This is a genomic window from Binatus sp. (SeqCode) (genome assembly GCF_036522015.1).
In the GTDB taxonomy this organism is placed as follows: domain Bacteria; phylum Desulfobacterota; class Binatia; order Binatales; family Binataceae; genus Binatus.
The window spans coordinates 1-11,751 of the sequence record NZ_DATDGQ010000202.1 but is presented as its reverse complement, the minus strand read 5'-3'; the positions used below and the strand labels follow the sequence as shown (position 1 = coordinate 11,751).

General features: G+C 59.4%; 13 protein-coding genes and 1 tRNA gene. 6 read left to right on the top strand and 8 right to left on the bottom strand.

Annotation, left to right across the window (positions count from 1 at the left end; translation table 11 throughout):
* The coding region (locus VIW95_RS08885; RefSeq protein ID WP_331585515.1) for an adenylate/guanylate cyclase domain-containing protein at window positions 1–2,083 on the bottom strand (2,083 nt) is incomplete at its 3' end.
* A gap of 104 nt (window positions 2,084–2,187) precedes the next feature.
* Here VIW95_RS08885 and VIW95_RS08880 point away from each other — a divergent pair.
* The 3 genes from VIW95_RS08880 (at window position 2,188) to VIW95_RS08870 (ending at window position 5,195) form a co-directional block, all read left to right on the top strand.
* Window positions 2,188–3,366, top strand: a complete 1,179-nt coding sequence (locus tag VIW95_RS08880; protein WP_331585513.1) for an acyl-CoA dehydrogenase family protein — start codon at window positions 2,188–2,190, stop codon at window positions 3,364–3,366.
* 107 nt (window positions 3,367–3,473) lie between these two features.
* Entirely contained in the window at window positions 3,474–4,307 is an 834-nt protein-coding gene (locus VIW95_RS08875; RefSeq protein ID WP_331585510.1) for an inositol monophosphatase family protein, read from the top strand.
* A 30-nt stretch (window positions 4,308–4,337) separates the two neighbouring features.
* Entirely contained in the window at window positions 4,338–5,195 is an 858-nt protein-coding gene (locus tag VIW95_RS08870; RefSeq protein ID WP_331585508.1) for a GNAT family N-acetyltransferase, read from the top strand.
* Here the strand turns inward: VIW95_RS08870 and VIW95_RS08865 are convergent, their stop codons facing one another.
* Window positions 5,196–5,996 carry a class I SAM-dependent methyltransferase gene (locus VIW95_RS08865; RefSeq protein WP_331585506.1) on the bottom strand — a complete coding sequence of 267 codons (801 nt, stop codon included), beginning with the start codon at window positions 5,994–5,996 and terminating at the stop codon, window positions 5,196–5,198.
* A 98-nt stretch (window positions 5,997–6,094) separates the two neighbouring features.
* Between VIW95_RS08865 and VIW95_RS08860 the strand changes: the two genes are divergently transcribed.
* A tRNA-Arg gene (locus tag VIW95_RS08860) sits at window positions 6,095–6,169 on the top strand.
* A 92-nt stretch (window positions 6,170–6,261) separates the two neighbouring features.
* Here the strand turns inward: VIW95_RS08860 and VIW95_RS08855 are convergent.
* The 5 genes from VIW95_RS08855 to VIW95_RS08835 all read right to left on the bottom strand — a co-directional run bounded on the left by VIW95_RS08855 (window position 6,262) and on the right by VIW95_RS08835 (window position 9,523).
* Window positions 6,262–6,819 (bottom strand): hypothetical protein, encoded by a 558-nt coding sequence (locus VIW95_RS08855; protein ID WP_331585504.1) that lies wholly within the window; start codon window positions 6,817–6,819, stop codon window positions 6,262–6,264.
* A 382-nt stretch (window positions 6,820–7,201) separates the two neighbouring features.
* Window positions 7,202–8,119, bottom strand: a complete 918-nt coding sequence (locus VIW95_RS08850) for an LLM class flavin-dependent oxidoreductase (RefSeq protein ID WP_331585502.1) — start codon at window positions 8,117–8,119, stop codon at window positions 7,202–7,204.
* Between the two features lie 103 nt (window positions 8,120–8,222).
* Window positions 8,223–8,357, bottom strand: coding sequence for a hypothetical protein (locus VIW95_RS08845; protein WP_331585500.1), 135 nt, complete (start codon window positions 8,355–8,357; stop codon window positions 8,223–8,225).
* Between the two features lie 12 nt (window positions 8,358–8,369).
* Complete coding sequence (locus VIW95_RS08840) at window positions 8,370–8,810, bottom strand: DoxX family protein (protein ID WP_331585497.1); 441 nt, start codon at window positions 8,808–8,810, stop codon at window positions 8,370–8,372.
* Between the two features lie 17 nt (window positions 8,811–8,827).
* On the bottom strand, window positions 8,828–9,523 hold the full coding sequence (locus VIW95_RS08835) for a hemerythrin domain-containing protein (protein WP_331585495.1): 696 nt from the start codon (window positions 9,521–9,523) through the stop codon (window positions 8,828–8,830).
* Between the two features lie 411 nt (window positions 9,524–9,934).
* On the opposite strand from VIW95_RS08835, the gene VIW95_RS08830 reads away from it, so the two are divergent.
* Together VIW95_RS08830 and VIW95_RS08825 are read left to right on the top strand one after the other, a co-directional pair.
* The gene (locus VIW95_RS08830; RefSeq protein WP_331585493.1) at window positions 9,935–10,555 is read left to right on the top strand and encodes a hypothetical protein; all 621 of its coding nucleotides are present in this window, start codon (window positions 9,935–9,937) and stop codon (window positions 10,553–10,555) included.
* A gap of 107 nt (window positions 10,556–10,662) precedes the next feature.
* Window positions 10,663–11,259: a hypothetical protein gene (locus VIW95_RS08825; RefSeq protein ID WP_331585491.1), complete on the top strand. Its 597-nt coding sequence runs from the start codon at window positions 10,663–10,665 to the stop codon at window positions 11,257–11,259.
* Window positions 11,260–11,277: 18 nt separating this feature from the next.
* On the opposite strand, the gene VIW95_RS08820 is transcribed toward VIW95_RS08825, so the two are convergent.
* A partial coding sequence (locus VIW95_RS08820) for an alpha/beta hydrolase (RefSeq protein WP_331585489.1) occupies window positions 11,278–11,751 on the bottom strand: 474 nt, incomplete at its 5' end.

Here is an 11,751-nt window from a genome sequence, read left to right as displayed (position 1 = left end):
CCCAGGTATTGTCGATCTTGAGGTAGGCCAAAAGCTGCGAGCGGACCGCGTACGCCTTCTCCAATCCGTCCATCGCCCGCTGCTTATCGCCCAGACCGGCATAGATTATCGCGGTGGCCAACGGCGAGACGTACTCTCGCGAAGACTTCTTATTCAGCTCCGCGACTATCGCCCAGGCCTTGTCGCGCTCGCCATTCTTTGCGTATGCGTACCCGAGCGGACTGGAAGCCAGCGGCAGGGCTTTCTCCAGTTCCATGATCGCTTGGCTGAACTTGACTGCATGGAGGTCGATGTTGCCGAGAGTCAATTGAGCAAAGTCGAAGCCCGGAACCAATTCCAACGCCTTGCGGCACTGTTCCTTCGCAGCCTCGCACTTTGCCTGGTACATAAGCGAAACGGCCATGTCATTCGCGTACTCGGCAGAGAGGGGATCCAGGTCATTCGCGCGCCTCATCTCGACGAGAGACTCATCGAATCGCCCCTCAAGCATCAGAAGGTAGCCATACTGATCATGAGCTTCGGCAGAGCTGGGATTGAGCGCAATCGCGCGGCGCAGCTCGCGCTCACCTCCCGTCCAATCGAAGTCGTACCAAAAATAGATGGCACCCAGTGAGGTGTGGGCTTCGGCCAGGGAATCGTCTAGTTGCAACGCCTTCTCAGCTGCCGCCTTCGCCTTGGGCATCACTTCGGTGCCGGGGAAAAAAAAGTCCTCGCCATACATGTAGGCATCGGCCAATCCAGTGTATGCCAGCGCAAAGTCCGGATCCGTTTTGATTGCAAGTTCGTATTGCTCCAGCGCCGGGTCGACTCGGTAGGTTTTCATGAAATAACGGCCCTTCAGATAAGCCTCGTAAGCCTGCGGGTTGACTGGGCGAGCATTGGCGAAGCGCGCCTGCTCATTCGGCGTCAACTTGACATCAATCTGCTGGGCGATTGTCGATGCTACCTCGTCCTGCAAGGTCAGCACGTCGCGTGCGTCTCGCTCATAGCTGTCCGCCCACAGATGTTTGTCGGTAGGCGCATCGATCAGCTGCGCCGTGATTCGTACCTTGTCGCCGACCCGCAGCACTGAGCCCTCGACGATCGTATTCACGTGGAGCGCCTTCGCGATTTCAGGCAGTTGCTCGCGATTCTCGCCCTTGAACTTCATCACCGAGGTCCACGAGATCACTCTTAGCCCGCTGATCTTCGCAAGGTCGGTAATCAGCTCATCGGTCATACCGTCGGCGAAATACTGTTGCGCCGGATCGCCGGAGAGATTCACGAGCGGAAGGACGGCTATCGAACGCATTGCGGGAACACGTGGACTAGCCGGCAACCAGCCGGAACCCAGACCGATCCACTTCCAGGTCGAGATGCCGATTATCGCGACGATCAGCAGCGCACCCACGCCCATCACTACTCTGCGATGCGTCGATTGACCGGCTTCTCCCCCAGACGGTGATCGAGGCTGGCCAGGAGCGTCCGCCGCGGTCAAAGCATAGGCGCGAATCGGCCGCGCCACATTCTTGAGATGTTTCTCGCCGAGATCCTTGACGTGGAACTCGGGCTTGTTGCGGATCTCCTCATAGACGCGCTCCGAGATACAGCAGCCGCCCGAAGGAGCCAGCTCGTGAATCCGCGACGCTATATTTACTCCATCGCCGAGCACGGTCTTGTCGGTAAAAACCACGTCGCCGACGTGAATCCCGATTCGCAGGCGCAGCTCCCGATCCTCCACCAGCGTCGCCTGCAACTCGCGCGCGCAATTGACCGCATCGACGGCGCTGTGAAAGCTTGACAAGGTGCCGTCGCCGATCTCGCCGATTAGTCGGCCGTGGAAGTGCGGCAGCACCGCGCGCAAGTGCTCGCGATGCTCGCGCACCACACGCAAACCCTCACGCTCGTCGCGGCCCATAATCGCGGTATAGCCGACGATGTCGCTGAACATGATCGCCGCCAGCTCGCGCGTTGGATTTGCCGTCAGGGTATCGGACGAACTCGTCACCGAGCCCTCCCCTTCGATAGCATCGGCCAGGAACAGGAACGTTCCGGATACTACTCCGGCGTCCGCGACAGCGCGAAGCTCGTTCGGGGACCCCAACCGTCGCCCCCGCAGGCGCGCCGGCCGGCAAATGGTCGGGTTTCTTCGCGCGCTGCTTTCATGGCACTGTTGCCCAATTCAATTTTCGATCCGGAGTCTATTTGATGTCTGATCGACGCAATAAACTTGTGCCGCTTGCAGCGGAGCTGGCGGCTGACTTTGCCACTCGCGCTGGCGAACACGATCGCGCCAATTCATTCCCGGTCGAAAACGTCGACAAGATGAAGGCGGCCGGATACACCGCGCTCGTCATTCCTGAAAAGCACGGCGGACTCGGCGCCGACCTCGAGGATTTTGCGCTATGCCAGGAGCAGCTCGCGCAGGGCTGCGCCGCGACGACGATCGCAATCAACATGCATCTGTTCGGCATCGGCAGCATGGTGGAGCGCGCCACCGGCCGCCCGCAGGAGGAATTGTTTTTCGACGTTATCGGTCGCGGCCATCAAATTCTCGGCGGCGGCATCAGCGAGCCCGAAACGGGCGGCGATTGGGGCCACTTCGCGACTCGCGCGCGCCGCGACGGCGCGACGTACGTTCTCAACGGCCGCAAAACTTTCACCAGCCTCTCGCCAGTGATCGATCTGTTCATGGTGATGGCGACGATTGAGGACTCGAATCCGCCCGCCGCCGCCACCTTCGTCGTGCCGCGCAGCACTTCCGGCTTCCAATTGATCGAAACGTGGGACGCGATGGGGATGCGGGCGACGGCCAGCCACGACCTGGTGATCAAAGATGTGCGCGTGCCGGCGATCGCGATGGCGGAATCGCGGCCAGTCGGTCCGGTCAACGACCAGGCGATTTCGTTGTTCGCATGGTTCGGCATTTCCGTCGCCGCGACATACACCGGCATCGCAATTGCCGCATTGAATTTCGCCAAGGAGTTGGCCGGCCGGCTGAAACCGCTCACGCAACCGCGCACGATAAAGTACCTGCCCGGCATTCAGTTCGCGATTGCCGAGGCCGAAGCGCTGATCGCGCAGTCGCGCGCGCTCTATCTCGGCGTCGCCAACGACTACATTCACGATCGCGGTTCATTCAAGGGCGAGTCGGGATTGGCGCGCGTCGTGATGCCGAAGTATGTCGCGACCAACAACGCGATCCGCGCGGTCGATTACTGCATGGAGGTGGTCGGCGCGCACGGGATGCTGAAAAAATTCCCGATGGAGCGCTACTACCGCGACGTTCGCGCCGGCCCGAATCATCCACTGTCCAACGCCCGCGCGCGCGAACTGCTCGGCAAAGTCGCGCTCGGCATCGGCCTGGCAGAAATGCCACGCTGGTAGCTTGATCCTGGGAATCGCTTCGATCAAGCGTCGCGCATCATCGACTGTCGATTGATCTGCGCTTCGCGCTGGACGCTTTGGCCCCCGAGTAATACTTTTCTTTTACCGTGATCAACGAAATCGAACAGGTTGCGCTCCGCGCCGCGCGTGCCGCCGGCAGAATTCATCTCAAACGACTCAGCCGCATAACCATCAATCGCAAGTCGAACTCGATCGATCTCGTCACCGAAGCCGATCGCGAATCGGAAGCGGCAATCATCGAAGTGATCCATCGCGCATTTCCGACCCACGCGATCCTTGCCGAGGAAAGCGGCGCCAGCGCGCATCAGAGCGACCATCGATGGATCATCGATCCGCTCGACGGCACCACCAACTTCGCGCACGGCTATCCGCAATTCTGCGTGTCGATCGCGTACGAGCGGCGCGGCCGCGTGCAGTTCGGTGTAGTCTTCGACGCGCTGAAAAAAGAATGTTTCATTGCGCATCGCGGAAACGGCGCGCGTCTTAACGGCAAGGCGATTCGGGTGAGCGCGACTCCGAATCTGTGCTCCGCTCTCCTCTGCACCGGCTTCGCGTACGACCGCCGCGAACGCCGCCGCTTCTACATGTGCTTCTGGGAAGAGCTGATGACGCGCACGCAGGGCATACGTCGCACCGGCTCGGCGGCGCTCGATCTCGCTTACGTCGCAGCGGGGCGCACCGATGGATTCTGGGAGTTCGGACTGCGCGCCTGGGACGTCGCCGCCGGAGCGTTGATCGTCGAGGAGGCGCGCGGACGCGTGACCAACATGGACGGTTCCGAGCTCGACCTTGGCGGCGCGAATATCGTCGCGACCAACGGCCGGGTGCACGACGAGCTGGTCGAAACGATCGCGCAGACGCGGCCCGAAGCCGACCGCCGCCACGCCGAGATGCTGCGCGAGACCAAGGCCTCGGCGTAGAAACTCTCACAATTTGGAGGACGGCATCAGATGAAGACACAGATTCGACGCGCGACGCGCGAGGACCTCGACGTATGCGGCGAAATTTGCCATCGCGCGTTCACAGCTATCAACGACCAGCACAACTTCCCCCACGAGTTTCCCGACGTTGCTACCGCCAAAGGCATGATCGGCAGCATGCTTTCCAACCCCGGCTTCTACGGAATCGTTGCCGAGGTGAATGGACGCATCGCCGGCAGCAACTTCATGGATGAGCGCGCGCCGATCACGGGAATCGGTCCGATCAGCGTCGATCCGGACGTGCAGAATAGCGGCGCCGGCCGCGCGATGATGCTGCACATGCTCGATCGCATCGCCGCCAATCGATTCCCCGGCGTCCGGCTGGTGCAGTCGGCGTATCACAGTCGCTCCTTCAGCCTTTACACCAAGCTTGGATTCGAAACCCGCGAGCCGCTGTCTCTGATGACCGGCCCGCTGATCAACGAATCGATACCCGGCTACAAGGTGCGCGCCGCTACTGAAGCCGATGTAGCCGCATGCAACCGGCTTCACTTCGCGGTGCACGGACATGAACGCGGCGGAGAATTGCGCGACGCAATCACGGCTCGGACAGCGAATGTCGTCGAGCATCTCGGCCGCATCACGGGTTACGCGACCGCAATCGGATACGCCGGCTACGCAGTCGGCAAGTCGAACGAAGAACTCAAAGCACTGATATCAGCGGCGCCGGCCTTTCTTGGCAATGGTCCTTTGATACCGTCGCGCAACGGCGAGCTGCTCCGATGGTGCTACAGCAAGGGCCTGCGCCTGATGCAGCAGATGACGTTGATGAGTGTCGGCCTTTACAACGAACCCAGATTCCCGTTCATCCCGTCGATTCTGTACTGACTAGCGGCGCGCGATGAAAAGTCCGGAATCCTTGGTCATTCGGATTTCGCCGTGGGTTGCGATTTCATTTTCGACGTGCGCGCGCAGTGCGGCGATCTGTTCGCCGGTGACCCTGCTTCGCACGCGCATCGAGCAGATGTAGTCCATCAGCGGCGCCGCTTCAGTAATCACCAGCGAGTCTGGATAGCGTTCGAGCTTCACCTCGCTGAAGGCGGCGCGCATGTAAGCGTCGCCACTCTCGAGGCCGAAGCGAACGGTGGAGTCAGTCATTCGCGGGAGCGAAAAGAAGCGCGTCGCGAGTTGGTCCATCTCCTTCATGTTCGCGAGGCCCATCGTCGCCGCATAGCAGCAGCCCGACGGCTTCAGCACGCGCCGAACCTCGCTGAGCGCGCGCGCGATGTCGGGCACGTGATAGAGCATGTGATTCGCGATCACCGCGTCGAACGATTCGTCGCGAAACGGAATCGCCTGCGCGTCGGCCTGCATGTAGGTGAACGAGCGGCCGAGTTGCGCGAGAGCGGCGCGCGTCTCGCGCAGCATCCCATCCGACATATCGCTCAGAATCACGCGCCATCCGCGCGGAACCTTGACCGAGCCGCGCCACAAGACGCCGGTGCCGCAGCCGAGTTCGAGCACGCTCGCGTTTTCGGGAAGCTGAATCCGATCTAGGATCCACCGCATCTGCCCGTAGCGATTAGTGCTGAAGCGCTGATGCAACCGAAACCGCGCCGACAGGTTCGAGCCGTCCTTGTATTGCTCGCGCAGGATTCGCGCAGGATCGCTGGTTGTTTCGGTCGCCATCGCGACTATGTTGCCGGGTGCTCGGCGCGAGGATCAACCGCTGCTCGCCTTGTTCGCCGCGTATCGCTGATGTAGTTCTGTCCTTTGTCGCACCCGTTGCCCCGGTAGTGAAAAGGACATCACGGAGGTCTCCGGAACCTCAGGTCCGGGTTCGATTCCCGGCCGGGGCACCAAAATTGCGCGGATACCGCTGAGGCGTGATCGAAAACTTATTGGCGATGTATGCGATCCAAATAATTAGATTGCAAGCGTTTCCGACTCGCGTTCACTGCTTCTCTTTTCCGGCAGGGAACGGATTTTCCCAGATCGGGACGACCGTCGCATGAAGCCAAACCCTGCCCCAGATTTCGATGCCAAAGATGCCGCTCTGGAGGTCTTCGGAAGGCCTAGCTTGCCCGATCGTAATGCCGGGACCGCGATCGTATCTTCCTCCGTATTGATAGATGAGCTTTCTTGCGACCGCGGCACCCACTTCATTAACTACGTGGATATCGATCGCATGATCAGCCTCGATTAACAATTGATCGTTTAGGACATAGGTGATCCCGCGGACCAGCTTGCGCCCGAGAGTTCGCAGTTTCTCAATTGGAATTGGAATCGAAAGTGAACCGCTAGTTTTGGAGGGGCCGAAGTTCGGCATAAACGTCTGAATTGCGATCTCATTGGCTGGCCTGAGTTCGCGAAGAATCTTGTCTCGTTTTAATGATCGTAGGTTCGCATCTTTGGGATTCTTCCCCTGCGAGGAATCGAGGGCTCTCATCACTTTTCGTTCAATTCCTAATGAAGCATTGTGATCGCGTTCAACACAGAGGCCGAGTCTCACAAGAAGGTCCTCTTCATTGCGCCCATTCAGCGCGTTGCAATGGGTACAAGATGGCGCTTGCCATTTCTCTATCCCTGGGGGCGTAGATTCTGGATACCACGAATCCGGAAATACGTGATCTGAAGTGAGATTCTTAAAGTAGCCAAGACAGTGAACGCACCGACCTTCTGTGAACTTCTTGGCCATCTTGCGTCAGAGTTTACCCAAAAAGACGAGTGATATCTGCTTTTTTAGACTGGCGGACAGAGTCAGTCAGTTTTCGGCGTGTTGTCGCGATTACCAGCGGTCCGTTGAGTTTTATAGGCCGGGGCACCAAAAAATCCCCACAAGGCGCCGTGTACTGCGCACCCGATCAATTTTTTGACGCCCAATCCGATGCGCGTCAGATCGCTGGTACCACCTCCGCGGCCAGCAATTCCATCTGTTCGACGTGGTCGAAGACCGGATCGAGCAAGATTTGCTGCGCTCCTGCCCGAATCAGTTCTCCCAATTTATCCACGCATTCGGCGCGGCTGCCGAAAATTGAAACCCGCGGCGCCATGTCAGGAAATTTGTAACGGGCGCCAAACCATCGACGCAATCGTTGCTCTGCGCGAGCGCGATTATCGTCAACCGCGATGTACACGCGCTTCGAGATCGAGAAAGTCGCGGGATCGCGTTTTGCCTCGTCCAGCAGCCGACGGATCAATTCCATGTGCTGGACGAATTCCGCCGAAGATGACGATCCCGGCCCCATCCATCCGTTGCCCAGGCGCGCGGCGCGTTTCAATCCGAGCTCGGTCCGCGCGCCGAACCAGATCGGAGGATGAGGCTTCTGCGCCGGTTTTGGCTCCATTGGGACGTCAGTGAAATTCCAGAAATCGCCGCTGACTGAAGCCTTGGGCTGAGTCCACAGCGCCTTCATTACTTTGAGCCCTTCGACGAATCGGTGCCCGCGCTGGTCGCGAGGCACTGCGAAAATCTCGTGAGGTGTCGTCGGACCGCCGATGCCGACTCCCACGATTAAACGGCCCCGGCTTAGCTGATCGACGGTTGCCAGCGTCTTCGCCAGTTCCACCGGATTGCGGATAGCCGTCAGCAGTACCGCTGTGCCAAGGCGTACTCGCGAAGTCAACGCTGCGACGTACGTGAGCAGCGCCACCGGCTCGAGGATCGCCGCGTCGGAGATCATTTGCTCCTGCACCCACAGGCTGTCATAGCCAAGCGCTTCCGCTCGAATGACGAATTTGCGAATGAGCTCGAGGTCGATCTCCGACTGTTCGAAGGTTTGTGGGATAGAAATCCCGCACTTCGTGCTCATATTGTGAAGGCCTCCTGGTTCGAAGATACCGATATCTCGAACCAGCAGTATCACGGCGCGCCGGCCGAGAAAGACAGCAGCAACTTTGCACAGTCGGTCTGGATCAGCCCTGCTTGCGCTTAAAAAACTCGACCTGGCGAAGTCGCTTTGCAGCCTGCGCGCGCGTCTTGTACCCGCTGCCTAGATTCTTGCCCTTTTTCGAGACCAATTTATATCCGCTTTTGTCTTTCTTAATCATTGACAGATCCTCTCACGAAATCTTCCAAATCCTGGCATCGAGTGACCATGAGCCGGCGCCGACGCCGATCAGGAATAGCAAGCTCATCGTCATTGCAAAGTCCGTCCGCGCGTCGCTCACCATGAACCAGAAGCCCTGGTCGGGATGGGACATCTCGGGAATCTTGGTCGTCGCGATTGCCGTCAGGATTACGATTAGCAGTGGGATACTCGCGAGCCTGGTTAAAAATCCTACGAGTACCAGTAGCCCGCAGATGATCTCGAAGGTGCCGACGAAGTAAGCTGTACAGGCCGGCATCGGGAACCCGATGCGTGTAAACCGCATCACGCCCATATGCGGATCGATGAATTTAAGGATCCCCTGCGTCAAAAAAATCAGTCCGACAGCCATGCGGACAAATACGATGCCGCGGATGTCTGACGAAGGGCGCAGGAATGATCCAAGCTCGCGCATTGACGTCCGGTGAAAGATCAAACCTTGGGCGGCGCGGTGGCGGTGAACTGGGCCAGGTCCGCCACACTGAGTTCCGCCTCAATTCGTCCGATCTGTTTCACTGCATCCTCGAAACCGTCATGGCCGAATTGCCGACGCTCGATGTCCTCGAATTTGTCGCCCATCTTCTCGTACTCGCTCTGAGAAAGCGTCTTGTGCCACGCCGGGAAAATGATCGTGTCCTCGCGCGCGGTATGCTCCTGGTACATCAGCACGAACGAATCGAGCGTTTCGGGCAACCCTCGCGGGTCGGCAAGCTTCTGTCCACCAGTCCTGGACATGGTGAAATCCGTAATTTCGCGCCCGCGTTGATGCTGAGCGAGCAAAGTATCGACGTACTGCGCGAGTTCAGCGCTCCGTCCCCTGACTGCCGGAAAAATAAAAGGTTCTTCGAGGCGGCGCTCGTGATAATCCTCGCCGAACTGGCGGAACAGGACGGCCGTCTGACGCAGAGCGGCAGGTGAAACGCTGGCCGGGTCGGTTCGGAGTTTCGGCGCCGCGAGCGCATAGACCAGCAGCGCTCTCCTCAGCACCCCGTGCTCGCGCATCAGGTCCTCGTTGGCGCTTACCTCTTCGTCCTTTTCTCCCGGCGCCTTGCAACCGCCGATTGGCAGCGTCCCCGCAACGAGGGCGGCCGCCCCGAGCCCGACCACGAACTCTCTTCTTGTCTTCATTCGAATCCCTGCCTCGAGAATGGCGGGTCACGAAGGATTGCTGTCCCGATCTGCCTCCGGGTCCAACCTCTATTTTTCTGCGTCTATCAGATCGAGGCAAATTTGCGGAAACCGATTGTCGGCTTCGGCGACGCTATGCACTTGCTGGAGAACGATGAACAGATCGTGTCTCCCAGTCACTCCACCGCCACATCCAGACTGGCTCCCAGGCCAACCTGCCCCTGCCCGGTTACTAAAAGTAGAATTTCGTTACTCTTTCGCCCCCCAGCACTAACAGCAGGTAGCTAAATCTTACTGTCTGCATTACTTATAGTGGCTTGTCTAGTCTCTTAGAGACGTTATCACTCCCTATACATCTCATGTGACCTTTAGTCTTGCTTTGAGCTGTATTCCCGGTCAGAATGCCGCAACATGAAAGGTGATTTACACGGACCCTTGGACCCGCCGCCGAGCGAAGAACGCGCCATCCTCGACGAGATTCGGAACGACCACGACCTCATCCGCCGACTCAGCATAACCCAGCAGGAGCTCGAGGCGTTGTCGAAATGCGCGCTGCTGGGAACTTTGACCTGCAAACAGGACATGCTTTTCATCCTGCGCCAGATTCGCGAGGCGAGCAGCAACTCGATCAGTCACACCCTCTTTCCCCAGCCGCCCGAGGTAAAGGAACTGAGCGGAGATTTCGCCCCGAGCCTGCGCGGCATCGTGACTCGCCCCGCTTCTGTGGTCATCGGAGAGCCCGAGTCGCCCGACACCATCGTTCGTGGTCGCATTTTCCGAGTCGTGGCCCTGGTGAGTCTCGTAGGGAGCGCGCTGCTGATCATATATCGATGGCGCGATTTGGTGGCCAAGATCGGCGCGATGGCCGGTCAGGCCACGTCTTCCGGCGTGTGGTACGCCCAGCTCGACCATCTCAATGTTTTACTTTTCTGGGAAATTCTAATCGTGGGGGCCATCGTGTCTGTGATGTTCCTCAAATCCCAGCGAGGCTCCCGCCGTTTCAAGGTTCGACCGGGCCGGCGTCAGCGCTAAGCTGTCCGGTCCGGCTGCGAGACTCGAACTGTTCGTTCGCGCGCCCTTGAAGCGGTCCCGTCCGTTACCTTAAGATTCGCCCGTCGTACTTATCTTGAGGTCGCGGCATGGGGGATGGCGACAAAGCAGGGCTGCGGCAAATGATGCCGAGCGTGTTCAACGGGATCGCGACCGCGATTGCCGCTGCCGCAGGACTGATCGGCGTGCTCCATCAAACCGGCTACCTCGGCAATCACCCCCGCGTAAGAGCCGGCATCGAAGCGAGAGCTCTCGCCCACCCCCGAACGCTTGATCCCGGCCCGTTGGCTGCAGTGGATGCGCCCGCCGCAGCTGACCTGCCCGCCAGCGGCGGCGATAGCCACGCAGTCGTGGCCGCTGCGCCGATGCATCGGAACTTGAGCGGTGCGTGGCGCGACATGGCCTCCAATTGTCATCTGATAAAGCAAACCGGGCATGAGCTGATTGTCTCCAGCTACGCGGCCGACACCGGCCGGCTGAGATCTGTCGGCAGCGGAACCGTCAAGGGACGCGCGATCTCGGTGCGATTGAACTCCGCGAATCCAGCTTCAGCGGAAGTCGATCTGATTCTTTCCGATGACGGCCGCGAATTGTCAGGGATGATCAAAGGCGCGAACGGCGCACACGTCTCGAAGTGGCGATTGGTCGGCCCCTCGTGCGTACAGACTGCATCGCGTCCCGACTAGCGAGCGCCATCGCAGAACTTACCCAACGCTGCGCCAGAATTCCTGCAGCAGTACGCTCATCAGCTTCGGATGCTCCTCGGGAAAAAACAGCTTCGGGCCTGGCACCATGATCAGGCGCCGCACGCCGCCGATATTGTGCTTGAGCCACTCCGGCGATTTCAGATCGAACGCGGTGTCGGCCTCTCCCCACACAATCAGGGTCGGCACCTTGAGCTCGCGCAATTGTGGCGCGATCGACGTCAGCACCTTCAGATTGCCGAGACTCAGGAAGCGCCGCATGCTGTTGCTTCGATCGTCAGATGAAAGCAGCGGCTCGAAATAGGTTTTGAACGCCTCGTCCGGGATGCGCGCGGCATTCTCATAGACCGATGCGAATGCCTGGCGCGCGACTGCCGGCGCCTCGAGCATCGTCTTCATTCCTGTGACGATCGACGGGTCCGCGAACTGATCGAACACCGCCTTCAGCATCGCATTCGGCCACAGGTCGTGGAC

Coding starts and splice junctions, on each gene's coding strand:
- VIW95_RS08840 (WP_331585497.1), bottom strand. CDS start 8,810: ATGCGCGAGCTTGGATCATTCCTGCGCCCTTCGTCAGACATCCGCGGC.
- VIW95_RS08825 (WP_331585491.1), top strand. CDS start 10,663: ATGGGGGATGGCGACAAAGCAGGGCTGCGGCAAATGATGCCGAGCGTG.
- VIW95_RS08830 (WP_331585493.1), top strand. CDS start 9,935: ATGAAAGGTGATTTACACGGACCCTTGGACCCGCCGCCGAGCGAAGAA.
- VIW95_RS08845 (WP_331585500.1), bottom strand. CDS start 8,357: ATGATTAAGAAAGACAAAAGCGGATATAAATTGGTCTCGAAAAAGGGC.
- VIW95_RS08870 (WP_331585508.1), top strand. CDS start 4,338: ATGAAGACACAGATTCGACGCGCGACGCGCGAGGACCTCGACGTATGC.
- VIW95_RS08835 (WP_331585495.1), bottom strand. CDS start 9,523: ATGAAGACAAGAAGAGAGTTCGTGGTCGGGCTCGGGGCGGCCGCCCTC.
- VIW95_RS08880 (WP_331585513.1), top strand. CDS start 2,188: ATGTCTGATCGACGCAATAAACTTGTGCCGCTTGCAGCGGAGCTGGCG.
- VIW95_RS08865 (WP_331585506.1), bottom strand. CDS start 5,996: ATGGCGACCGAAACAACCAGCGATCCTGCGCGAATCCTGCGCGAGCAA.
- VIW95_RS08850 (WP_331585502.1), bottom strand. CDS start 8,119: ATGAGCACGAAGTGCGGGATTTCTATCCCACAAACCTTCGAACAGTCG.